Here is a 23964-nt window from a genome sequence, read left to right as displayed (position 1 = left end):
CGCAAATCGGAAAGTCTTGAGTGGGAGAGCGTGCTCATGCCTTCGGCTTGCGCACCGCCCGAACCTTGCCTGTGCGGCCACCGCCGCAAAAGAACCGGTCCGCACCATCCGATTCGAGTCCCGATACGGCGACGCCCTCCGGCATCTCGAGCCGCTCGATGACGTCGCCGGTTTGCGTGTCGATGCGCCTCAGTTCGCTCTCGTCGCCTTCCCACGTCGCGTGCCAGAGTTCGCCGTCCACCCACGAGACGCCCGTGACGAAGCGGTTCGATTCGATCGTGCGCAATATTTCGCCGCTTTCAGGGTCGATCTGATGAATGCGGCGCTCGCGATACTGCCCGACCCACAGCGCGCCCTCGCCCCACGCGAGACCCGAGTCCGCTCCGCCACCGGGCGCCGGAATCGTCGCGATCACGCGGCCCGTGCGTGGATCGATCTTCTGGATGCGGTCCTCCGCGATCTGGTACAGATGCTCGCCGTCGAACGCGGTGCCCGCATGCGCCGGCACGTCGATCTTGCGTTGCAGTTCGCCGCTTTCCGGATCGAGCGCGTTGAGCGTGTCGCCGGCGGCGAACCACACCGCGTGTCCGTCGTAGGTCAGGCCGTGCACCGCCTCGACATCCGGAAAAGGCCCATATTCACGAATGATTTCTGCCTTCGCATGTTTCATGTGTCTGTCCTCGCTCGTTGCATCGGGTCGATGCATGAGTCGATCCTAGCCGCTCGCGAGATCGGCGGGGAGTAACAAGGCCGTCGCGAATCCCGGCATCGGCGGCGTCATCCAGCGGCGCGCGCGTCCGCGCCCGAACGATTGCACCTTCCCCGCCGACGCCAGTCCGTCGAGCGCGCGCTGCACCGTGCGCTGGCTTGCGTTGAGCGCGAGCGCAAGCGCGGAGCTGGACCACGACTGACCATCGGCGAGACAGGCCAGGAGCGATGCGTGCTCGTCATCGACCGGGCGCGCTAGCACCGCAACCGTATGTGCATGCCGTGGCGCGAGCGTGTAGCCATCGCGTGTGGCGTGCACATCGGCGAGCGGGCGCAACATCGCGCGCAGACGGCCCATCTCGACGCGCAGCCGCGCACGATGTGTCTCGTCCGCACGCCGGATGCGAAAGGCGCGAGCGATGAGCGCATCGCGCGGCGTATCGCAAGGCCATGCTTCCGCGAGCATGCGCGCCAGCATGAAGAGCACGGGACGCCTCGCCAGCGAGACGAGCGTATGAGCATCGCGAACGACGTTGCGGCAGGCATCGATCACGAGCGCATTGGAGGCGAACAACGTTTCGACTTCATCGAGCGAGAGAAGCCGTGCCGTACCCTGCTCGATGATGCGCGCGGCGGGCGCGTCGAGGCTGTGCCGCGCGGCTTCGACTTCCGCGATGAGCGCGGGAATGCCGGCAGCGCATGCGGCATCGCTCGCACGGGCAAGCGCGATGCGCGCGGCTTTCGTCCGCACACGGCGCATCGCGATGCCCGCTGCCATCAGTTCATGCGCCGCGAGTGATGCGGGCGGCAGCGTCGCTGAATCGATCGCGCCGAGCATGCGTTCCGCTTCATCGATGCGTCCGATGAGCAACGCGCGCCGCACTTCGAGCGTGCGTGCATGGGCCGCGTTGAGGTGGTCGCCGTGCGCGTCGAGGGTCTCGCGCGCATGATCCAGCGCCTTCGCGGGCCACGCAAGCTCGCGCGATGCGAGCGCGATCTCCGCTTCCGCAACGATGCATCGCGCACGCGCGACCGCTTCCTTCGCGCCGAACGCACGCGCCGCGCTTTTGACGAGCGTCTTCGCGCGGGCGAAGTCGCCGAGCTGCGCCATCGCGATGCCGCGCAGCGCGAGCGCAGGCGCATCGCTGCGCCACGCGACGCGATTCAGCGCGCCGAGCGGATCACCCGCCGCGAGCGCGCGCGCCGCCGCGGTAATCAACGAGTCCATGCAAATCGCGCCACGCTTGTCACTCCCCCGCTCCGGATGCCCCGCAGTAATCTAACACCATGCATCGCGACGATCTTTCAACCGGCGCACAAGGAGGCGGGAAACGTGACGACGCACACTACCGGAACACGCGACGACTGGCTTGCAGCGCGGCTCGATCTGCTGAAGGCGGAGAAGGAACTCACGCGGCGAAGCGATGAACTCGCGCAGCAACGGCAACGCTTGCCGTGGGTTCGTGTCGACAAGCGATATCGCTTCGACACCGAAGCAGGCGATGCGACGCTCGCCGATCTCTTCGGCGGCCGTTCGCAGCTGCTCGTGTATCACTTTATGTTCGGGCCCGACTGGAGCGCGGGATGCCCGTCGTGCTCGTCGATCGCGGATAGCTTCGATGGCTTCGCGATTCACCTCGCGCATCACGATGTCGCGCTGTGGGCGGTATCGCGTGCGCCGATCGACAAACTTGCGGCCTATAAGCGGCGCATGGAATGGACGTTCCCGTGGGCATCCGCGCATGGCGGCGAGTTCAATTACGACTTCAACGTATCGTTCACGGAAGCGCAGCAGCGCACCGGCGATATCGCATACAACTACGCACGCGGCGAACACGCGATGGACATGAAGGACGCGCCCGAGCCCGTCAAGGCATTCGCCGCCGACTGCGGCACCGATGCACCGAGTTTCACGCGGGACCGTCCCGGCATGAGCGCGTTCGCGTTCGAAGACGACGTTATTTATCAAACGTACTCCGCTTATGCGCGCGGCCTCGATGCGCTTTGGGGCATGTATCAATGGCTCGATCGCGCGCCGAAGGGCCGCAATGAAACGGGCAACTGGTGGAAGCGCCACGACGAATACGCAACATGACGATCGATCGTGCGCTTCCTGAAATAAGTGTTTTCCTCGACTAAAGAGCGTGGCGCAGTCGTCGTTATCTATGGAATCCGATGGATTTTCTCGGCCCACGCCCGGCGCAGCATCGCAGCCGGCGCGGGAACGACGCGATGCAGCCACTGTGGGGAAGACATGTTTTCGACTATCAAGGGCCGGCTGGCGTTGGCCATGTCGCTGCTGAGCGCGCTTCTGATTGCGATCGGTATGGTCGGGCTGATCGGTATGACGCGCTCCAATGCGCTCACGCACGAACTCTTCACCAATCAGATGCCGGGCGCGGTTTCGTTGGGCAACGCGGAAATGTTCGTGGCGCGCGAGCGTCTGTGCTTCGACCGCGCCGCGCTTAACGTCGGCACGAGCGCAGCGGAAGAGGCCATTGCACGCGGCTCGCTGATGCGTAAGACCTCCGACGAGGCCTGGACGAGCTACGCCGCGGTGCCGCAGGAACCGGATGAGAAAGCGCTCGCTGACCAGTTCAACGCTCAGCGCAACAATATGTACAAGCTTCTCGATCAGGGATACGCCGACGTCCGCGCGAAGGATCAGGCAAAGATCGTCGCGGATGCGAGCGCCATGCAGGCCGGGTTCAACGAACTGGCGAAGACGGGCGCTACCCTGCGCAAGCTGCAATTCGAACAGGCGCAGAGCGCCTTCGCTGCGGGACAGGCGCAGTACGACACGTTCCGCATCGCGAGCATCGCTGCAATGTTGATCGGCGTCGCAGCGGCCATCTATTCGTGGGTCTCGCTCCGTCGACGGATCGCACGTCCGCTCGATGCCGCGCTCACGCAGTTCACCGCGATCGCATCGGGCGACCTGCGCCGCCATGTGAACGTGACCTCGAATGACGAAATGGGCCAACTGCTGCGTGGCCTTTCGACGATGCAGTCGAGCCTCATCGAAACCGTTCGTTCAGTTCGTTCGGGAAGCGAATCGATTGCATCGGCGACGAAGCAGATCGCGGCGGGCAACATCGATCTGTCATCGCGTACCGAAGAACAGGCATCGGCGCTGCAGCAAACGGCGTCGAGCATGGACCAGCTGACGGGCACCGTGAAGCAGAACGCCGACAACGCGCGGCAGGCAAGCGCGCTCGCGGCGAACGCATCGGAGATTGCGGGCAAGGGCAGCAATGTCGTGTCGCAAGTGGTGACGACGATGGGCGAGATCAACCAAAGCTCGGCGAAGATCGCGGACATCATCACGATCATCGAAGGCATCGCGTTTCAGACCAACATTCTTGCGCTGAATGCAGCGGTCGAAGCGGCGCGTGCCGGCGAGGAAGGACGCGGCTTCGCAGTCGTCGCGGGCGAAGTGCGTTCGCTTGCGCAACGCTCATCGGCGGCGGCGAAGGAAATCAAGGAACTGATCGATACATCGGTGGAACGCGTTCAGTCGGGCAGCGCGCTCGTCGATGAAGCGGGCCGCACGATGACCGAAATCAGCGGCGCGGTGCAGCGTGTGACGGACATCATGGGCGAGATCGCGGCGGCATCGGAAGAACAGAGCAGCGGCATCGACCAGGTTGCGCGCGCCGTCACGCAGATGGATGAAGTCACGCAGCAGAACGCCGCGCTGGTGGAAGAAGCGGCGGCGGCGGCGCAATCGCTGGAAGATCAGGCGGCGGCGTTGCGCACGGCAGTGGAGACGTTCAGGTTGCAGGAAGCCTGACTCTCTAGCGGACCGCTTCCATGCCGTAACGATGCTTCGCGGTATCCGCATCGGCATGGCGCATGAACTCGAGCAACGAACGCGCGGCCTCCCCGGCTCGCGCGTTTTCGCATAACGCGCCTTCGAAGACCGTCATCGCCTGGATCGCATCGGGCAGTGAGCCGATCACGTCGACGCCATCGACGCCGATCAGTTCGCTCGTTTGCTGGAAGCCCAGTTCGACGTCGCCACGCGCGATCAACGCACCGACGCCGACACCCGGCGGCGCCTGCACGATACGCGGTTGAATCGCCTCTGCAATGCCCCATCGTTCGAAGAGCCGCATCAGATGCGCGCCGCTGGGGCCGGTCGAATAGCCGATGCTGCGTGCGCGTAGCACCGCGTTGCGCACGGCGGCTTCGCTATCGATCCACGGACGCGCCGCCCCCGCCGCAACAGCCACTGCAATGCCTGATCGCGCGATGCCGACACGGCTCGCTGCATCGACGCGTCCCGCTGCGACGAGACGGCTGATCGCATTGGCCGCGAGCACGACCATATCGAACGCCTCTCCCTCCTCCACACGACGCGCTGCTTCCACGCCACCGACCGATTCGACCGTGACAGGCTGTCCGAAGCTGCGCGTGTACGAATCGGCGAGATCGTTGAGGATCTGGCGTGTGGCCATCGACGATATGACCGTGATGGGCGTCTGTGTCTCGTTCATCGCACGCGCCTGCGTCAGTCGATGTAACGCAGGCCCGCGCGTTCCAGCGGCTCACGCATGCTGTACATGTCGAGGCCGAGCACGCCGCTCGCGAGCTTCGCGCGCTTCTCCTCCTCGAGCGCCTCGCGCGCCACGGCTTTTTGCAGCACGTTGTGCGCAGATGCGGACGGCACCACGACGACGCCGTCATCGTCCGCGACGATGACATCGCCGGGCGTGACGAGCGCACCCGCGCAGACCACCGGAATATTGACCGAGCCGAGCGTGGCTTTCACCGTGCCCTTGGAAGAGATCGCCCGGCTCCACACTGGGAAGTCCATCTCCGTGAGCACGCGCACATCGCGCACGCCGCCGTCGATGATCAGCGCCCTCGCGCCGCGCGCCTTGAAGCTCGTCGCGAGCAGGTCGCCGAAGAAACCATCGGTGCTGTCGGTCGTGCACGCGGCCACGACGATATCGCCCAGCTGAATCTGTTCAGCGGCAACGTGCAGCATCCAGTTGTCGCCCGGTTGCAGCAGGACCGTCACCGCTGTGCCGCTGGCCTGCGCGCCCGTATAGATGGGCCGCATGTACGTCTTCATCAGGCCGACGCGGCCCATCGCTTCGTGTACCGTCGCCGAGCCGAGCGTGCCGAGCTTCGTTGCCGCGTCGCCATCGGCGCGACTGATGTTGCGATACACCACTCCGAGTTCGTACATGTTCATCGTCCCTTTGCCTTGAGCGCCGCATCGAGCCGCGGATACACACGGCGCGCGTTGCCTTCGTAAATCTTGTGGCGTGCTTCGGGCCGCATCGATGCAGCTTCGATATAGCGCCTGGTATCGTCGAAATAGTGGCCCGTTTCAGGATCGATGCCGCGCACCGCTCCGATCATCTCGCTTGCAAACAGGATGTTGTCGACGGGGATCACGCGCGTGAGCAGATCGATGCCCGGCTGATGATAGACACACGTATCGAAGAACACGTTATTGAGCAAATGATCCTTCAGCAGGGGCTTTTTCAACTCTTGCGCGAGGCCGCGAAAACGTCCCCAGTGATACGGGACCGCGCCGCCGCCGTGCGGAATCACGAAGCGCAGCGTCGGAAAATCGCGGAACAGGTCCGACGTCAGACACTGCATGAACGCGGTGGTGTCGGCATTCAGGTAATGCGCGCCCGTCGTATGAAAGCAAGCGTTGCAACTGGTGCTGACGTGGACCATCGCGGGGATGTCGTACTCGACCATCTTCTCGTAGATCCGGTACCAATAGCGGTCCGAAAGCGGCGGGCTCGTCCAGTGCCCGCCCGACGGGTCCGGGTTCAGGTTGATCGCGACATTGCCGTATTGCTCCACGCACTTCACGAGTTCGGGAATGCACGTGGACACGTCGACGCCCGGGCTTTGCGGCAGCATCGCCGCCGGAACGAAGTGGTCGGGAAACAACTGGCTCACGCGGTAGCACAGCTCGTTGCAGATCGCGGCCCACGTGCTCGACACGTCGAAATCGCCGATGTGATGCGCCATGAAGCTCGCGCGCGGGCTGAAGATGGTCAGATCGAGGCCGCGCTCGCGCATCAGCCGCAACTGATTGCTTTCGATGGTCTCGCGCAGTTCGTCGTCGCTGATACTCAGTTCCGATACGCGCGGCATCTCCGAAGGGTTCTTGATGCCGGCGATCTGCCGGTTGCGCCACGCCTCCAGCGCCTTGGGCGCGGTCGTGTAGTGGCCGTGTATGTCGATGATCATCCTGACTCCGTACTAATGTGCAGCGGTCGTTTGGGGCGCGGGTTCTTCCGCGCGGCCCCGTTGCGCAACAAGAATGGCGATCGCGGCGAGCGTCGCGGGAACCGCGAGCATCGCGAGAATTGCGCCGAACTGCCAGCCGAGACCGAGCAGCGCGCCACCGAAGGCCGAGCCGAAGATGCTGCCGAAGCGGCCCATGCCGAGCATCCAGCTCACCCCGGTTGCACGCGCGACCGTCGGATAGCGACTTGGCGCAAAAGCGTTGAGTCCCGTCTGCGCGCCGCTCATGCAGAATCCAGCGGCGAATACGAGCACCGCGAGCGACGACGACAACGCGCCGATCCACGCCAGCCCCAGCACGCACACCGCTCCGCCGAGATACGCCGCGCTGATGACCGGCGCGGGCCGCACGCGGTCCATGATCCAGCCGACGATGATCGCGCCGATGGTGCCGCCAATCTGGAACATCGCCGTGATGTTGGCCGCTGCCGTCACCGTCAGGCCCGCGTCCTTCATCAGCGTCGGCAGCCAGCCGGTCAGCAGATAGATCACGAGCAGGCCCATGAAATAGGTGATCCACAACGCGGCGGTCAGCACGCCATAGCCGTGCGAGAACAGCACGCCGATAGGCTTCTTCGTCGGCAGCGGCGGCTCGTTCGAGACGAAGGTCTCGTCGCCGTTGAAGCGTGCGCCGCATACACGGCCGAGCACCTTCCCGATTCGCTCCTGGGTCGCGCCGCGCACCGCAAGCAGCCGGGCGGACTCGGGCAACAGCCAGATTTGCAGCGGGATCAGCGCGAGCGGCAAGGCGCCGCCGAAGATCAGCACCGAGCGCCAGCCATGCACCGGAATCAGCCATCCCGCGACGAAGCCGATCAACGCGGAGCCGAGGTTGAAGCCCGTGAACATGACCGTGATGAGCAGCGCGCGCTTGCGTTGCGGCGCGTATTCGGAGAGCAGCGTCGTCGTGTTCGGCATGGCCGCGCCGAGCCCGATGCCGGTCAGCACGCGCAGTATCGCCATGCTCGTAGGCGATGTGGTGAACGCGGTGGCGATGGTGAACACGCCGAAGAGGAATACCGATGCGATCAACACGCCCTTGCGGCCAATCCGGTCCGATGCCGGCCCCGCCGTCAGCGCGCCGATCACGAGACCGATAGGCGCCGCGCTCATCACGAGGCCGAACGCGGGCCGCGAGATATGCCAGTCCGCGATGATCGACGGCGCGACGAAGCCCATGATGGCCACATCCATGCCGTCCGCGGTGACGACGAGAAAGCACAGCGCCACCAGCAGCCACTGGTAGGCGGAAATCGGCCGCTCGTCGATGAAGCTCTTGATGTCGATGGTTCTACCGCTAGTCATGTGTGTCTCCGTCCCTGTAGGTGTTATTTATTCCTTGCCCTTCTCCGCCGTGTCCCAGTCGAGCTTGTCCGCGCTTTTGCCCGCGACCGAATACAGCGCGCCGGGTGCGTTGCGGGTCCGCTGGAATTCTTCGAGCGATTCGCCGCGCATTGCAGCGTAGATGTGCAGGTTCGATACGCCCGTCACCGCGCCGAGCTTTTCGAGCATGAAGAAGATCACGCCGTAATGCAGCATCGCGCGCCAGTCGCGGCGGCGGATCATGTCGCGCTCTTCGTCGCTCAGGCCCGCCGTCTCGAAACTTGCTTCGGGATCCTGCTTAAACGCTTCGCGATGCGCAGGCTCGATCATGCGATGCAGATAGTCGTTGATGCGGTACGCACGCACCGCCGTCTCGATGCTGAACGGATACGTGCCGTCGAGCTTCTCGACATCGGTCAGTTGTTCCGCCATGCGCTGGCGATGCCGCTCGATGATCGCGGGCTTCGTCTCGCTGTCCTCGCCTTCGTAGATGGCGGTCGCAATGCCGGCCATCGAAGGAAGGTAGTAGCTGCGATGCTTGCACACGACATTCGACGGCAACGCACCGCGCATCGTCAGCCACATGACCACTTCCGCGCCTTCGTAGCCGCCGAGCGCCGCATATTCGGCCAGCGTCATGTCCGCGAGTTGCTCGGGATCGCGCTCGAAGAGATCGAGAAAACGCGCGTCCCACTCAATATTGTTGAAACCGGCGCGCTCGCCGTGCACCTGATGCGAAAGACCGCCCGTCGCGAGAATGGCGACCTTGATGTCCTCCGGATAGCTTTCGATCGCGCGGCGCAGCGCCTTTCCGAGCTTGTAGAAGCGTCGCGCGCTCGGCACCGGCAGTTGCAGCACGCCCATTTGCAGCGGCACGATCCTGACGGGCCACTCGGGCTTGTGCGGGCACAGCATCGATAGCGGCGAGAAACAGCCGTGATCGAGCGGCTTGTTCTGGAAGAACGACATGTCGAACTCGTCGGTCATCAGTGAGTTGCCGATGTGCGCGGCGAGCGCGGGATGCCCTTTGATCGGCGGAAGATCGCGCGCGCCGCCGCCTTCGTCGGCTACGCGCCACTCGGGACCGACGCCGAGTGAAAACGCCGAGTAGTGATCGAAGAAGAACGACGTGACGTGATCGTTGTAGATGGTCACGATGACGTCGGGGCGATTCGCTTCGATCCAGTCCGCGAGCGGCGCAAAGTTCTTGAAGATCGGCGCCCAGACGGGATCGTCGCGTTTGTTCTTGTCGAACGCGAAACCGATAGTGGGCGTATGCGAGGCGGCAATGCCGCCGATGATGCGGGCCATATTGAGGTGCTCCGTGAGGTCCGGGCGATGAGGCGCTCGTCGGCTGCACGCGGCCCGGTTCGTTGCGAAAACTGAAAGCGACGATAAGGGGAGCACCGAAGGCGCGGTACTGCGCGTAAACCATGAGGCGGCGCAAGAACGAATACGCCCGGAGTGATCGCACGCCGGCCTGTGGCGGCTTTGCGGGCGGGGGCCGCGCATCGGCGGCGAAGTATGCCGATAAACAAAACAGATGGGCGGACAAAAAGGACGCAAGGGCGGCTGGCCGCGCATGCATCGAAGCGCGGGGAGGCGTATCGTTCCGCTAGCATCACGAAAACGACAACCGGATCATTTCCCCGATATGAACACTTCCCGCCGCAGTTTCATGGTGATGACGATAGGCGCGGGCGCGTCGCTGTGGCTCGCCCGGGCGCACGCGGATGCGCCGCATCTGAACGAAGCCGATCCGGCGGCGATGGCCGTCGGCTACAAGGAAGATGCCGCGGAGGTCGACAAGGTGAAGTATCCGAACTTCGCGGCGGATCAAAACTGTGCGAATTGCTCGCTCTTTCAGGGCAAATCCACCGATGCCTGGGGCGGATGCACCTTGTTCGGGGATAAGCAGGTGGCCGCGCGGGGCTGGTGTGCGTCGTACACGAATATGTGAAGCCGCCCGGCCGCTCCCGGTCTTACCGCACCGAATACCCGACGAACCGCCACCGCCTGTCCGGATCGAGCATCAAGGTCACGCTTTCGCGCGACGACTGCCGCGCCTCGCTGAACTGGGTATCGAAGGCCACGTTCATGAACGAGCCGGCGGGCATGTTGCCGGTGCCGTCGAATTGAAGATGCTTGACGCCCAGCGGCATGCGCATGCCCGGCGTGCCAAGCGCCGCCCGGTCGCGCGTGACCTTGTTCACGAAGTCCTCGCGGGAGATGATCTTCTTCGCAACAGCGGACGAGCCGTCCCACACTTCCCCCGCCTTGTTCTGATCGATCATTCTCACGATCGCAGTAGCCGCTTCCGCGATATTCTGATCCAGCTTGTCGAGGCTCGCCTGCTGCTCGCGCGTGAGCGACGGCGCCCGATTTTGCTGCGGTGCAGGTTGCGTCTGCTGCGCATGGGCAGTAATGGTTGACGACATAAGTAGAGACGTCAGTGAAATCCCGCTGAACCACAGTTTTGTATTCGTTTTCATGATGCCGATATGACGTGTTTCCGGTATCGCCGATTGTAGGCCCCACTTTTACGAGACAGTCAGAAATACTGAGTTTCGGAATCCAGATGTCCTTCACGATGAACTCGAGGAACACGGCTATGCGACTCGTCGACTGGAACATGCAATGGGGACGCGGCGTGGATGGCCGCGTCGATCTGATGCGCATCGTCAGCGAAGCGAAGGCGTTCGGCGACTTCGACGTGCTCTGCCTACAGGAAGTCACACGCGGCTTCCATGAGGGCGAGGAAGCCGGCGGGCTCGCAGGCCGCCCGGGCGCCGATCAGTTCGCGGAACTGGCGCAACTGATGCCCGGCGCGACCGTCATCGACGGGATAGGCTCGGATCTGCCGCCGCTTGGCGCAGGCATCGCGCGGCGGCAGTTCGGCAACGCGATTGTCAGCCGTCTGCCAGTGCGCCAGGTGTTGCGCCATTCGCTTCCGTGGCCCGCCGATCCCCCGAAGCCGTCGATGCTGCGGATCGCGCTCGAAGCGGTCATCGAAACGGACGTTGGCCCTTTGCGCATCATCAGCACGCATCTGGAGTTCTATTCGGAAACGCAGCGTCTTGCGCAAGCCGCGCGGCTGCGCGAGCTGCATCGCGAGGCGTGCGAGCATGCGCGCCGGCCGTCGAAGCCGGAGAAGCAGGCGAGCCCGTTCGCGGATACCGCTCGTCCCATGTCGGCGATCATCTGCGGCGACTTCAACAGCGCGTTTGAAGGATCGGCGTATCGCGCAATGCTAGAACCTATCGCCGATGCGCCCGCCTTCGTCGATGCCTGGACCTGCGCGCATCCCGACGAGCCGCGCGCCGCGACCGTCGGCCTCTACGATCACGAGCAGTGGCAGGATGGTCCGTTCGCGTGCGACTTCATCTTCGTCAGCGAGGATCTCAAGCCGCGTATCGCAAGATGCGAGGTCGATCAGAAAAGTCAGTCGTCGGATCATCAGCCGATGTGCCTGGAGCTGCGCTAGTGCGGCAGGCTTGCACTAGCGTCTCTCTTTCAGTTTGCTGATACGTGTGCCTCACCCGCCCGCTCGCCATACCGAGGGATCACGTCGACCACGCTTAAGCCCCGATTAAGAAAAGACTCGTAGTCTCGAATCTGACCGACCCACCCTCCTTCCGGCCGCGCAAGCGGCCATTTTTTTGAGCGAACGCGATGCGAATGCTCTTGCGCCTCGTGCTGGTCCTGCTCGCGCTCGCCGTCTTTACGGCTATCGGCGTCGGCATTCTCTCGCTGGTTGCGCGCGCGTTGATGGCGCTCTGACACTCAAGCGCCAAGAAAGCGCACCACGTTGTCCAACGGCTCGCGCTCGCTCGCGAGACGGTTCTCCGGCTGCGACCAGTCCGCGTATCCAAGGCTCATGCCGCACACCACCGTCTCGTTCTCCGGCAGCTTCAACTGCTCCGCGATGATCCGGTGATAGCGATTGAACGCCGCCTGCGGACACGTATCGAGTCCAAAGGAACGCGCCATCAGCATGACGTTCTGAATGAACATGCCGTAGTCGAGCCATGAACCGCGCTCCATCGTACGATCGGTGGTGAAGATGATGCCCACGGGCGCGCCGAAGAACTCGAAATTGCGGCCCATCTGCGCATGCATGCCGCGCTTGTCGTCGCGCGTGATGCCGAGCAGCGTATAAAGCCCGACGCCGAGCGCGCGTCTTCTCTCGATGAAAGGCGACGTCCACGTGCGCGGGTAATACGCGAATTCCTCCTCGTGCTCGCGGTCGGCGTCGGGATCGTTGAAGACGGCGAGAATCGCACGCGACAGCGCTTCCTTTGCATCGCCCGTCAGCACGTAGACCTTCCACGGCTGGATGTTGCTGCCCGAAGGCGCGCGGCACGCGTTCCCGAGAATGGCTTCGAGCGTCGCGCGGTCGACCGGATCGGCGAGAAAGGCACGAATCGAACGGCGTGAAGCGATGGCATCGGCGACAGAAAGGCTTGCGTTCATCGTGAGCATGCAGAAATAGGCAAGGTGTCAACGCTACCATGCAGGCACGCTCCGTGCGGTCTCCGTTGCGTTCTGTGAAAGATCGGCGGCGTCTGCCTATACTGGCTGAGTGTCATCCCGGCAACGCTTCGTCCGCCGGTTCCCGCGCATGCTTTCTCTTTCTTTCACCGGAAGCGACTGCGCACGCTTTGTCGCTCCACAGCTTCAGCGCATCTTCGCCTCTCTATGCCCCGCCGCATCCGCACGCTCTTACGCTGCGGGATGCGCCATTCAAGGAGATTGCCCGATGCAACACCCCGTCCCCCAATCTAACCCCGCGCGCGCCGATATACCGACCAACAGCCGGCTCGCCGCACAAACGCACGCAGCGAACGGCAACGGACACGCCGCCGCCGAAGTGCTCGCGCCGCCCGCTGCCCGGACCAGCGATTCCAACGCCGACATCACGCTGACCATCAACGGCCAGCGTCATACGCTCTCGCTCGATCCGCGCACGACGCTGCTCGATGCGCTGCGCGAGCACGTCCATCTCACCGGCACGAAGAAAGGCTGCGATCACGGGCAATGCGGCGCGTGCACCGTCCATGTGAACGGACGGCGCGTCAACGCGTGCCTGTGCCTGGCCGCCGCGCACGATGGCGACGAGATCACGACGATCGAAGGCATCGGCGAACCGGACGCGCTGCATCCGTTGCAGGCGGCATTCGTCGAATGCGATGGTTTCCAGTGCGGCTACTGCACCGCCGGACAACTGATGTCCGCGGTCGCGCTGCTCGACGAACCCATCGGCGCGAGCGACGACGACGTGCGCGAAGCGATGAGCGGCAATCTGTGCCGCTGCGGCGCGTATCAGAACATCGTCACGGCGATTCAGTCCGTGCGCGGCAAGCAAGACTGACCGGAGCGCGACATGGACATGTTTCAGCTTTCCCGCGCACGCGATCTGCCCGATGCGATCAAGGCGGGCGCTTCCGCGCATACCGCCCAGCAAGGCGCCGAAGTGCGCTTCCTCGCGGGCGGCACGACGCTCGTCGATCTGATGAAGCTCAACGTCGAACGGCCCGTGCGAGTCGTCGATATCAGGCGCCTGCCGCTCGATGCGATCGAAGCGACGGACGACGGCGGCGTGCGCATCGGCGCGACATCGCGCAACTCGGATGTCGCGCATCATGCGCTGATTCGCGAGCGTTACCCGGTGCTGTCGCAGGCGCTGCTGTCGGGCGCGTCCGTGCAGTTGCGCAACATGGCGACGACCGGCGGCAATCTGCTTCAGCGCACGCGCTGCGTCTATTTCCGCGATACCGCGTCGGCGTGCAACAAGCGCGAGCCCGGCACGGGCTGCTCGGCCATCGGCGGCGCGAACCGCATGATGGCGATACTCGGCACGAGCGATTCGTGCATCGCGAGCAATCCCTCGGACATGAACGTCGCGCTCGCGGCGCTGGAAGCGACCATTCACGTCGAAGGCACGAGCGGCAAGCGCGCCATTGCCTTCGACGATTTCTACTTGCTGCCCGGCACGACGCCGGATCGTGAGCACGTGCTCGAAGCCGGCGATCTCATCACGCATGTGACGCTGCCGCCGCCCGTCGAGGGCGCGCGCTCGGTGTATCTCAAGTTGCGCGACCGCGCTTCGTATGAGTTCGCGCTTGCTTCAGCGGCGATCGTCGCCGGCGTGAAGGATGGACGCATCGAGCATGTGCGCGTCGGACTCGGCGGTGTCGCGACGAAGCCGTGGCGATCGCGCGAAGCCGAGAACGAACTGCTCAACGCCGCGCCCGACGAAGCCGCCTTCCGGCGCGCCGCCGACGCCGCCCTCGCCGATGCGAAGCCGCAAAGCGAGAACGGCTTCAAGGTGGAACTGGCGAGGCGCTGCATCGTGCATGCGCTGAAGCTCGCGACGCAGACATCCTGAACCCGACGACCGGAGAACGTATCCATGTCCACTGCGCCCGACGTATCACCGTCCGTCAACGGATTCATCGGACGGCCGCACTCGCGCATCGACGGACCGCTGAAAGTCAGCGGCCGCGCAACCTACACATCCGATGTCGACTTGCCCGGCATGCTGTACGCGGTGCCGGTGTGCAGCACCATCGCGAGCGGCAAGGTCACGTCGCTCGAATTCGCCGCCGCGCAGGCGATGCCGGGCGTCAAGCTCGTTCTGCATCGCGGCAACATCGGGCGGCTGTATCGCATACCCGCCAACTCGTTCGTGGACGGCTACGTCGACGAACAGCGTCCGCCTTTCGAGGACGACGTGATCCGCTATTACGGCCAGTACGTCGCGTGCGTGATCGCGGAGACGTTCGAGGCCGCGAGCGCCGCGGCGGCGGCGATCAAGGTCGGCTATGAAGTCGCGCCGCACGATGTCAGCGCGACGCTCGCGGCCGACAGCGAACCCGAGGTCCAGAGCGAACGCGGCGATCCCGATGGCGCATTCGACAGCGCGCCCATCAAGATCGACGAGACCTACGTGACGCCGACGGAAACGCACAATCCGATCGAACTCCACGCGACCGTCGCGCACTGGGACGGCGACAGCTACACGTTCTACGAGACGAGCCAGGCGGTGGCGAACCATCGCGGCACGCTCGTGCAGATGCTCGGCGTGCCGAAAGAGAAAGTGCGCGTGATTTCGCGCTATCTCGGCTCGGGCTTCGGCGGCAAGCTGTGGATGTGGCCGCATTCGCTGCTTGCGGCCGCCGCGACGCGTCAGACCGGACGGCCGGTGAAACTCGTGCTGAGCCGGAAGATGATGTTCCAGAACGTGGGGCATCGTCCGGTGACGCAGCAGCGCATGCGGCTGGCCGCGACGCAGGATGGCAGGCTCGTTTCACTGCGGCACGACTTCCTGAATCACGCCGCGCTCGCGGACGAGTACACGGAAGATTGCGGCGAAGCCACGCCGCAGATGTACAGCACGGCGAATCTGCGCGTGACGGGCGGCTCCGTAAAGCGCAATGTCGGCTCGCCGACGTCGATGCGCGGGCCAGGCGCGGTGCCGGGGCTTTACGCGCTGGAATCGGCGATGAACGAGCTTGCGCTCGCGCTGCGGATCGATCCGGTCGAACTGCGGCTCGCCAACGAACCGAGCAAGGACGAGAGCAGCGGCTTGCCGTTTTCGTCGCGGCATCTGGTCGAGTGCCTGAAGCTGGGCGCGGAGAAGTTCGGCTGGTCGCGGCGCACGCCGGAAGTCGGCTCGATGACGCGCGATGGCCTCACGCTCGGCTGGGGCGTCGCCGCGTGCAGCTGGCCGGGCTTGCGCTTCTCGGCGGAGGCGAGCGTCGATCTGCGTGCGGACGGCACGGCGCGCGTCGTGTGCGGCACGCAGGATATCGGCACGGGCACGTACACGATCCTCGCGCAGCTCGTCGCGGAGCAGACGGGCATTACGCTCGACAAGATCGAAGTCGCCCTCGGCGATACCGCGTTGCCGGTCGGACCGATATCGGGCGGCTCGGCGGCGACGGCATCGGTGATTCCCGCGGTATCGGATGCGACACGGGCTGCTGTCGACATCGTGCTGTCGCGGGCGAGCGCGGCGGAAGGATCGCCGTTCGCGGGCGTGAAGGCGGAGGAGCTGACGTTGAGCGGCGGGCGGGTGCATCGCAAGGGCGAGGCTGCGGAGAACGGCGTGCCGTACACGCGGATTCTCGAAGCGGCGAGGATGCACGCGGCATCGGGCAGCGCGAGCGCGAAGGGCGGCTTTGACGATCCGCTCAAGAAGGACTGGTCCATTCACTCCTACGGCGCGCATTTCGCGGAAGTCACGTGGGAACCGGCGACGGCGCGTCTGCGCGTGAGCCGCGTCGTCACGGTCATCGACGGCGGCAAGATTCTGAATCCGCGTGCGGCGCGCAATCAGATCGAAGGCGCGGTGGTGATGGGCGTCGGCATGGCGCTGTTCGAGCACACTTCCTACGATGAGCGCAGCGGCGCGCCGGTGAACAGCAGTCTCGCGGATTACGTGATCGCGACGAACGCGGATACGCCGAAACTCGATGTGACGTTTCTCGATCATCCGGATACAGTGTTCAACGAACTGGGCGCGCGGGGCATCGCGGAGATCGGGCTGGCGGGGATTGCGGCCGCGATTACCGATGCGGTGTATCACGCGACCGGGGTCAGGGTCCGGAAGTTGCCGGTGATGATCGAGGATTTGCTGGGCGGCTGATCGTTCGTTTTGACCCGGTCTTTCCGCGTGGAAAGGCCGGGTTTCGTGCCGCGTCCATATGCCCGCCGGGCCGGTGCGCGCACTGCAACAACACCGCACAAACGTCGCTAGCTGCGACGCCTACCCCGACGACACAACTCCCCGCATTCGAGAATCGAGCGCGTTACGCGCGTCGCACACGCTGCGCCGACGCGCCGCTCGGGCACGTGCATTGCCTCCCTGCCGTCGCTTCGACCTTCCCGCATTCCGCGCTACCATACCCCCAGCCCCGAATCCCTATGTAGCAGCAATCAGCCGGAGTGCCCATGAACGAAATGACTCAACAGCACGGCCTCAAAGTCGCATCGAGCCTCGCGAAATTCGTCGAGGAAGAAGCCATCCCCGGCACGGGCGTCGATGCCGCATCCTTCTGGCAAGAGTTCGATGCCCTCGTGCACGACCTCGCGCCGAAGAACCGCGCGCTGCTCGCCGAACGCGATCGCCTGCAATCGGAACTCGACAACTGGCATCGAAGCAACCCCGGCCCGGTGCGCGATCTGCGCGGGTATCGCAAGTTTCTGACCGACATCGGCTACATCGTCCCGACGCCCGCGCAGGTCCAGGCGACCACCGCCAACGTCGACCGCGAGATCGCCGAGCAGGCCGGGCCGCAACTCGTCGTGCCGCTGTCGAATCTGCGTTATGCGCTCAACGCCGCGAACGCGCGTTGGGGCAGCCTCTACGATGCCCTCTACGGCACCGACGTCATCGACGACAGCGACGGCGCCGAGCGCACCGCCGAATTCAACCCGAAGCGCGGCGCGAAAGTCATCGCCTATGCGCGCGCCTTCCTCGACGACAACGCGCCGCTCGCCCACGGCTCGCACGCCGACGCAACCAGATACAGCGTCGAGCAAGGCAAGCTCGTCGTCACGCTGAAAGACGGCAGAAGCAGCCTCGCGAATCCCGAACAATTCGCCGGCTTCCAGGGCGATGCCAGCGCGCCGAGCGCCGTCCTGCTCAAGCACAACGATCTGCACTTCGAGATTCAGATCGACGCGAACCACTCCATCGGCAAGACGGATGCGGCGCACGTGAAGGACGTGCTGATGGAAGCGGCCGTGAGCACGATCATCGATTGCGAGGATTCGGTCGCCGCCGTCGACGCCGACGACAAGACGCAGCTCTATCGCAACTGGCTGGGACTGATGCAGGGCCAACTGTCGGAGCAGGTCTCGAAGAACGGCAAGACCTTCACGCGCAGCCTGAACGCGGACCGCGGATACACCGCGCCGAATGGCGGCACGCTGAAGCTGCATGGCCGCTCGCTGCTGTTCATCCGCAACGTCGGCCATCTGATGACGAACCCGGCCGTGCTCGATCGCGACGGCAACGAAATCCCCGAAGGCATTCTCGATGCGGTGATGACCACGCTCGGCGCCATGCACGATCTGAAGAACAAGATCAACTCGCGCACCGGGTCCATTTATATCGTCAAGCCGAAGATGCACGGCCCCGCCGAAGTCGCGTTCTCGGACGAGCTGTTCACGCGCGTCGAAGACCTGCTCGGGCTGCCGCGTCATACGATCAAGATGGGCATCATGGACGAGGAGCGCCGCACGAGCGTCAACCTCAAGGCGTGTATCGCGGCGGCCAAGGCGCGCGTCGCGTTCATCAATACGGGCTTTCTGGATCGCACCGGCGACGAGATGCATTCGTCGATGGAAGCCGGCCCGATGATGCGCAAGGGCGACATGAAGTCGTCGGCATGGATCGCCGCCTACGAGCGCAACAACGTGCTCGTCGGGCTGAACACCGGCCTGCGCGGGCGCGCCCAGATCGGCAAGGGCATGTGGGCGATGCCCGATCTCATGCGCGCGATGCTCGAACAGAAGGTCGCGCATCCGAAGGCCGGCGCGAACACCGCCTGGGTGCCCTCGCCGACGGCCGCCACGCTACATGCGCTGCATTACCATCAGGTCGACGTCCAGCGCGTTCAGCGGGAGATGGAAAGCATCGACTATGAAGGCGTGAAGAACGAACTGCTCGACGGCCTCCTGACGATTCCCGTCGTCGAAAAGGCGACGTGGTCGGAAGACGATATCAAGAACGAGATCGAGAACAACGCGCAGGGCATTCTCGGCTATGTGGTGCGCTGGATCGATCAGGGCGTCGGCTGCTCGAAGGTGCCGGACATCCACAATGTCGGCCTGATGGAAGACCGCGCGACGCTGCGCATTTCGAGCCAGCACATCGCGAACTGGCTGCGGCATGGCATCGTCACCGAAGAGCAGGTCCGCGCGACGCTCGAACGGATGGCGGCGGTCGTGGATCAGCAGAACGAAGGTGATCCGTACTATCGCCCGATGGCGCCCAACTTCGACAGTTCGTACGCGTTCAAGGCGGCATGCGCGCTCGTCTTCGAAGGACGCACGCAGCCGAACGGCTATACGGAACCGCTGCTGCACAAGTTCCGCCTCGCCGCGAAGGAAACGATGTAATCATCGCGACGAACGCGGCGGTGCAACGCCGCCGCGTTCTTTCAATGCGCTATTGGTCCGACCACAGTTTGCCCGCGGTCGCCCAGTTCTCGCGCTTCACGTCCGTCAGGATGATATCCACCGACCCCGGCTCGCAGCCGAGCGTCTCGCATGTCGTGCGCGTGATCGCCTCGACGAACTTGCGCTTTTCTTCCGCCGTGCGGCCTTCGAAGAGCTGGATGTTGAAAGTCGGCATTGCGTTGATTTCTCCTTGAAACGGGTTAATCGCGATACGACGGATCGCTGCGCTCCAGCTTGCGCAGAAGCGCGGGCCATTCGAGCGCGCCTTCGATGGCGTCGCCGTCGTGCAGTTGCGCCGCCGTCCGGGCGACGACATCGGGCGTCGGCACGATCACCTTGCTCACGCCCGCCAGCGCGCGCAGCTGAATATCGCATGCCTTGACGAGCATATCCATCAGCACATAAGCCTCGGCAATCGTGCGCCCGAGCGTAAGCGGCCCGTGATTGCGCAAGAGCATCGCACGGTGCGCGCCGAGACTCGCGACGAGCCGCTCGCCTTCCGCACGCGAGAACGCAAGACCCTCGTAATCGTGGTAGGCAAGGTGGCCGTGAAAACGCATCGCGTGCTGGGACGCCGGCAGCAGGCCATGCGGCTGTGCCGACACCGCGATCGCCTCGCGCACATGCAGATGCATCACGCAGGCGGCATCCGCGCGGGCGGCGTGTACGGCGGCGTGCAGCGCGAAGCCCGTCGCGTTCACCGGATGCGCGCTTTCGCCGATCACGTTGCCGTCGATGTCAATCTTCACGAGATTCGACGCGGTGACTTCATCGAACGCAAGTCCGAACGGATTGATCAGAAAGCGTCCCGGCTCGCCCGGCACGCTCGCGGAAATGTGCGTGTAGACGACATCGTCCCAGCCGTTCAGCGCGACGAGCCGATACGCCGCCGCCAGATCGACGCGCGTCGCCGTTTCGGCGGCCGAGCGCGGCCCGCTTTCATCGATCCTGCGCTCTAACGTGTGGGTGAACGACATGCGATTCTCCTTTCGATATTTTCTCGACGCGCCGCGCAACGGCGATCACCGTCCACGACGCGAGCACGAACGGCGCGGTCAGCGCCGCCACTCCGAGGCAATCCGCGACGCGCTCGATCGCTACCGCCAGCGCAATCGCGATGAACGCATGGCGCGCGCCGAGCGATGCCGTCGCGAGGGCGGCCAGCGCGGCGTTGAAACCGCACGCGCCGGACAACACGACGGCATCGCTCGTGCCGCATAACGCATGCAGCGCAGCGCCGGCCGCGCTGCCGCCGAGCGCCCACGCCCCGCGTGCCGGGCGGGCGGCGAACAGTCCCGCCGCGATGAACGCGCCCGCGACTGCGCCCGATGCAAACACGATCGGCGCGAGACCGCCGAACGCGGCCTTCGTCAGCGCCGCCGCGCCGGCCGGCACCGGCCCGAGCGCGCCGACTTCGCCGCGATCGGCAAGCAAGGGCATCCAGCACCAGGTGACGATGATCGCCGGACTGGAAAACATCGGCAAGCCGCGAAGCGAGAGAATCCGCGTGAGCGGGCTCGCGAGCAGCGTCGCGAACATCGCGGCGAGAATGGCGACAGCCGTCGCCTGCGACGCATCGCGGATAAAGGTGAACGCCGCGAGCGCGGCAAGCGCGCCGTTGAAGGCGTAGAGATCGTCGCGGAGTGCGGGCGAATCGGCGTCCTCGGTGATGAGCGTGATCACCTTGCCGACGATCGCGCCGATCACCAGCGCGCCCGCAAGCCGCGGGCTCGCACACAGAACGCCCGCGAACAGCAGCGCGCCTGTTGCGACATTGCGCTGAAGGACGATTTGCCCGAGAGAACGAGCGAAACTACGGAGTGGTTCGCCGGATGCGGCGTCGGTGTGAAGAGCGATGGACATGCGCGGCGGCTACGCGAAGGAAGCCGCCAGCATAGGACAAGCCGCGCGCGTCGTGCGACGCGGGGCCGTATAGCGGGTATTGGAGGTCTGGCGAGTGCTTAGTTGAACGCGAGCGGCATCATCGTGGAGCCGTCGATGGTCGCGGTCGCGTAGTTCAGATCCGCACTCATCTTCACGAATTCCGTGACGTTTTCGCGGAAGTTCGGATGCTTCTCCCAAGTGATGTAGCTGGCATCGGCAACGGCGGACAGCGTGAGCAACGTAAAAGCGATCTTTTCGAGAATGACGTAACGGGTGCGCATGACAGTAATCCAGAATTTGCTGCGCATTGTAACAAAGACTAGGGTTTTCCCCTAGTCTTTTGTTGCGCCGCCGCAAATCGTCATGCGCTCCGGCCTTACATCGACGCTTCGAGGATGGCGATGTAATCGTCGCTCGACGCCTCGCGCGGATTCGTCTTGTGACTATGATCCTTCAGCGCGCCCGCGACGATGCGCGGGAACAGCTCGCGTGTCACGCCGAGTTCCGCGAGGCCGCGCGGCAAACCGAGCGTCGCGGTCATCTTGCGGATCGCGTCGCCGACGTCATCGCCGGCAGCGAGGCCCATCGCCTGAGCGATGCGCGCGAGCTTGTCTTCATCGGCCATCGACGGGGCCGAGCTGTTGAACGCAATGACCGCCGGCAGGAAGATCGCGTTCAGCGTGCCGTGATGCAGCTTCGGATTGATGCCGCCCAGCGAATGGCTCAGGCTGTGCACGCAGCCGAGGCCCTTCTGGAACGCCAGTGCGCCCTGCATCGATGCGCTCATCATGTTCGAGCGCGCGGCGCGATCGGAACCGTCGCGCGTCGCCCGCTCGATGTGCCGCCACGCGCGCCACAAGCCGTCCAGCGCGATGCCGTCGGCGGGCGGGTTGAACGCGGGGGCCATGAACGTTTCGAGGCAATGCGCGATGGCGTCCATGCCGGTCGCGGCGGTGAGCATCGGCGGCAGGCCCAACGTGAGTTCCGGATCGCAGATTGCGACCTTCGGCACGACATATGGCGAGATCACGCCGACTTTGCGGCCATCGTCGAGAATCAGGATCGCGCCCCGGCCCACTTCGCTGCCGGTTCCGGCCGTCGTCGGAATGGCGATGACCGGAGCGGTCGCCGCCGTGATGCGCGCAAGCCCGCCTTCGATCACCGCAAAGCTCGCGAGCGGCCCTTCGTGCGTCGCGCAAACCGCGACGCCCTTCGCCAGATCGATCGACGAGCCGCCGCCCGCCGCGATCACGCCATCGCAATCATTCTCGCGATACAGCGCGACGGCCGCGCGCACGGCGGCTTCGTTCGGATTCGGCGGCGTCGCGTCGAAAACCGGCGCGGTGAATTGCGGGCCGAGCGCATCGACGACCTTGTCGAGCAAACCCGCCGCGCGGATGCCCGCATCGGTCACGATCAACGGACGGCGAATGCCGAAACGCTCGCACTCGCTGGCGAGCAGGCGCACCGCGCCAAAGTCGAACTGAATCTGCGTGATGTAATTGATCAGGGCCATGTGCAATGACGAAAGGTTATAGCAGTCGCCCGAGTATACGGACGCTGCCGCCTCCGCGATACTGACGGCATGTGATACGGGTATAACTTTCCCTCATGACGCCATCGCTGAATTCCATTCTCTCGCGCCTGCACGTCAGGCAGTTGCGCCTGCTCATCGCGCTGGAAGAACGCGGCTCGCTGCTCGGCGCGGCGAAGCAGCTTGCGCTCACGCAGCCGGGCGCGAGCAAGGCGCTGCATGAAATAGAAACGACGTTCGGCACGCCGCTTTTCGTGCGGACGCACCGCGGACTGGAGCCGAACGCGGTCGGGCATTGCGTGATCCGTTATGCGCGGCTGATTCATACGGATATCGCGCATCTGCGTGAAGAGATCGTCGGCATCATGCGCGGCTATGGCGGGCGTGTGTCCGTGGGCGTGATCATGGGCGCGGTGCCGCTCGTCACCGATGCGATCACCGCCGCCAGCGCGCGTCAGCCGGAGATGTCGGTGGAGATCGTCGAGGATACGAGCGCGAGCCTGCTCGGGCTCATCGACGCGGGACGGCTCGATGTCGCCGTGTGCCGCACGAGCGTGAGCCAGACGCCGTATCTGTACGACAGCGTCGTCGTGCAGCAGGAAACGCTTGCGGTGATCGCGAATGTCGATCATCCGCTCGCGAAGCGGCGGCGCGTCGCGTTGAGCGATCTCGCGCGGCATCGCTGGGTGGTGTATCGCGCGAATATGCCGATGCGGCTGCTGCTCGAACGCGAGTTTCACGACGCGGGGCTGCGCTTCCCGTCGCATCTGCTGGAAACCACATCCGCCTTCGCGACGCTCGCGCTATTGCAGAAGAATCCGTCGCTCGTGGCGCTGGTATCCGTCGATGTCGCGCGTTTTTGCACGGCGCATGGCGTCGTGTGCACGTTGCCGCTCGCGTTCACGTCGAAAAGCGAGCCGTATGAGATGGTCACGCGCCGAGATGCGCAGCTTTCAGCGGGCGTGCGCCTGCTGATGGACGAGATCGTGGAGGCGGGACGCAGCGCCGCCGCATGAATCGCTGGAGGCTTTCCTTGCGCTCGC

The 23964-nt window shown here is 64.6% G+C and carries 23 protein-coding genes; 9 read left to right on the top strand and 14 right to left on the bottom strand.

What is annotated here, in order from left to right:
• Nucleotides 1-34: 34 nt before the first annotated feature.
• Nucleotides 35-670, bottom strand: coding sequence for a Vgb family protein (locus BG57_RS03135; protein ID WP_035960122.1), 636 nt, complete (start codon nucleotides 668-670; stop codon nucleotides 35-37).
• 45 nt (nucleotides 671-715) lie between these two features.
• Entirely contained in the window at nucleotides 716-1936 is a 1221-nt protein-coding gene (locus tag BG57_RS03130) for a hypothetical protein (protein ID WP_035960121.1), read from the bottom strand.
• 105 nt (nucleotides 1937-2041) lie between these two features.
• Between BG57_RS03130 and BG57_RS03125 the strand changes: the two genes are divergently transcribed.
• Entirely contained in the window at nucleotides 2042-2803 is a 762-nt protein-coding gene (locus BG57_RS03125; RefSeq protein WP_035960120.1) for a DUF899 domain-containing protein, read from the top strand.
• A 159-nt stretch (nucleotides 2804-2962) separates the two neighbouring features.
• The gene (locus BG57_RS03120) at nucleotides 2963-4501 is read left to right on the top strand and encodes a methyl-accepting chemotaxis protein (RefSeq protein WP_035960118.1); all 1539 of its coding nucleotides are present in this window, start codon (nucleotides 2963-2965) and stop codon (nucleotides 4499-4501) included.
• Between the two features lie 4 nt (nucleotides 4502-4505).
• Here the strand turns inward: BG57_RS03120 and BG57_RS03115 are convergent, their stop codons facing one another.
• The 5 genes from BG57_RS03115 to BG57_RS03095 are packed head-to-tail and all read right to left on the bottom strand — an operon-like array spanning nucleotide 4506 to nucleotide 9624.
• On the bottom strand, nucleotides 4506-5207 hold the full coding sequence (locus BG57_RS03115; RefSeq protein WP_035960117.1) for a substrate-binding domain-containing protein: 702 nt from the start codon (nucleotides 5205-5207) through the stop codon (nucleotides 4506-4508).
• Nucleotides 5208-5221: 14 nt separating this feature from the next.
• Nucleotides 5222-5905, bottom strand: a complete 684-nt coding sequence (gene ligK, locus BG57_RS03110) for a 4-carboxy-4-hydroxy-2-oxoadipate aldolase/oxaloacetate decarboxylase (protein ID WP_035960405.1) — start codon at nucleotides 5903-5905, stop codon at nucleotides 5222-5224.
• A 2-nt stretch (nucleotides 5906-5907) separates the two neighbouring features.
• Nucleotides 5908-6933, bottom strand: coding sequence for an amidohydrolase family protein (locus BG57_RS03105; RefSeq protein ID WP_035960116.1), 1026 nt, complete (start codon nucleotides 6931-6933; stop codon nucleotides 5908-5910).
• A gap of 12 nt (nucleotides 6934-6945) precedes the next feature.
• Nucleotides 6946-8295, bottom strand: coding sequence for an MFS transporter (locus tag BG57_RS03100; protein WP_035960115.1), 1350 nt, complete (start codon nucleotides 8293-8295; stop codon nucleotides 6946-6948).
• A 27-nt stretch (nucleotides 8296-8322) separates the two neighbouring features.
• Nucleotides 8323-9624 carry a gallate dioxygenase gene (locus BG57_RS03095; protein WP_035960113.1) on the bottom strand — a complete coding sequence of 434 codons (1302 nt, stop codon included), beginning with the start codon at nucleotides 9622-9624 and terminating at the stop codon, nucleotides 8323-8325.
• Between the two features lie 343 nt (nucleotides 9625-9967).
• Between BG57_RS03095 and BG57_RS03090 the strand changes: the two genes are divergently transcribed.
• Nucleotides 9968-10273 (top strand): high-potential iron-sulfur protein, encoded by a 306-nt coding sequence (locus BG57_RS03090; RefSeq protein ID WP_035960112.1) that lies wholly within the window; start codon nucleotides 9968-9970, stop codon nucleotides 10271-10273.
• A 22-nt stretch (nucleotides 10274-10295) separates the two neighbouring features.
• On the opposite strand, the gene BG57_RS03085 is transcribed toward BG57_RS03090, so the two are convergent.
• Nucleotides 10296-10751, bottom strand: coding sequence for a DUF4019 domain-containing protein (locus BG57_RS03085; RefSeq protein ID WP_229753962.1), 456 nt, complete (start codon nucleotides 10749-10751; stop codon nucleotides 10296-10298).
• A gap of 173 nt (nucleotides 10752-10924) precedes the next feature.
• Here BG57_RS03085 and BG57_RS03080 point away from each other — a divergent pair, with 173 nt between their 5' ends.
• Complete coding sequence (locus tag BG57_RS03080; protein ID WP_035960110.1) at nucleotides 10925-11797, top strand: endonuclease/exonuclease/phosphatase family protein; 873 nt, start codon at nucleotides 10925-10927, stop codon at nucleotides 11795-11797.
• Nucleotides 11798-12096: 299 nt separating this feature from the next.
• Here BG57_RS03080 and BG57_RS03075 read toward each other — a convergent pair whose 3' ends face one another.
• Nucleotides 12097-12795 (bottom strand): nitroreductase, encoded by a 699-nt coding sequence (locus BG57_RS03075; protein WP_035960109.1) that lies wholly within the window; start codon nucleotides 12793-12795, stop codon nucleotides 12097-12099.
• Nucleotides 12796-13072: 277 nt separating this feature from the next.
• On the opposite strand from BG57_RS03075, the gene BG57_RS03070 reads away from it, so the two are divergent.
• From BG57_RS03070 to BG57_RS03055, 4 genes are all read left to right on the top strand, one after another.
• On the top strand, nucleotides 13073-13684 hold the full coding sequence (locus BG57_RS03070; protein ID WP_081850819.1) for a (2Fe-2S)-binding protein: 612 nt from the start codon (nucleotides 13073-13075) through the stop codon (nucleotides 13682-13684).
• A 12-nt stretch (nucleotides 13685-13696) separates the two neighbouring features.
• Complete coding sequence (locus tag BG57_RS03065; protein WP_035960108.1) at nucleotides 13697-14701, top strand: FAD binding domain-containing protein; 1005 nt, start codon at nucleotides 13697-13699, stop codon at nucleotides 14699-14701.
• A gap of 24 nt (nucleotides 14702-14725) precedes the next feature.
• Nucleotides 14726-16963, top strand: a complete 2238-nt coding sequence (locus tag BG57_RS03060) for a xanthine dehydrogenase family protein molybdopterin-binding subunit (RefSeq protein WP_035960106.1) — start codon at nucleotides 14726-14728, stop codon at nucleotides 16961-16963.
• 305 nt (nucleotides 16964-17268) lie between these two features.
• Nucleotides 17269-19443, top strand: a complete 2175-nt coding sequence (locus tag BG57_RS03055) for a malate synthase G (RefSeq protein WP_035960105.1) — start codon at nucleotides 17269-17271, stop codon at nucleotides 19441-19443.
• Between the two features lie 49 nt (nucleotides 19444-19492).
• On the opposite strand, the gene BG57_RS03050 is transcribed toward BG57_RS03055, so the two are convergent.
• The 5 genes from BG57_RS03050 to BG57_RS03030 form a co-directional block, all read right to left on the bottom strand.
• The gene (locus BG57_RS03050; protein ID WP_035960104.1) at nucleotides 19493-19678 is read right to left on the bottom strand and encodes a 4-oxalocrotonate tautomerase; all 186 of its coding nucleotides are present in this window, start codon (nucleotides 19676-19678) and stop codon (nucleotides 19493-19495) included.
• A 25-nt stretch (nucleotides 19679-19703) separates the two neighbouring features.
• Nucleotides 19704-20480 (bottom strand): class II aldolase/adducin family protein, encoded by a 777-nt coding sequence (locus BG57_RS03045; RefSeq protein WP_035960102.1) that lies wholly within the window; start codon nucleotides 20478-20480, stop codon nucleotides 19704-19706.
• Nucleotides 20443-21366, bottom strand: a complete 924-nt coding sequence (locus BG57_RS03040; RefSeq protein WP_035960401.1) for an urea transporter — start codon at nucleotides 21364-21366, stop codon at nucleotides 20443-20445. Before BG57_RS03040 ends, BG57_RS03045 begins: the two co-directional genes overlap by 38 nt.
• 98 nt (nucleotides 21367-21464) lie before the next feature.
• Entirely contained in the window at nucleotides 21465-21668 is a 204-nt protein-coding gene (locus BG57_RS03035) for a hypothetical protein (RefSeq protein WP_035960101.1), read from the bottom strand.
• A gap of 95 nt (nucleotides 21669-21763) precedes the next feature.
• The gene (locus BG57_RS03030; protein WP_035960100.1) at nucleotides 21764-22903 is read right to left on the bottom strand and encodes an iron-containing alcohol dehydrogenase; all 1140 of its coding nucleotides are present in this window, start codon (nucleotides 22901-22903) and stop codon (nucleotides 21764-21766) included.
• Nucleotides 22904-22998: 95 nt separating this feature from the next.
• Here BG57_RS03030 and BG57_RS03025 point away from each other — a divergent pair, with 95 nt between their 5' ends.
• Entirely contained in the window at nucleotides 22999-23937 is a 939-nt protein-coding gene (locus BG57_RS03025) for a LysR family transcriptional regulator (RefSeq protein WP_035960099.1), read from the top strand.
• Nucleotides 23938-23964: the final 27 nt, after the last annotated feature.

It is taken from the genome of Caballeronia grimmiae (assembly GCF_000698555.1).
GTDB lineage: Bacteria > Pseudomonadota > Gammaproteobacteria > Burkholderiales > Burkholderiaceae > Caballeronia > Caballeronia grimmiae.
Note: the sequence above shows the minus strand (reverse complement) of the source record. Positions and strands in the feature narration are given on the sequence as shown.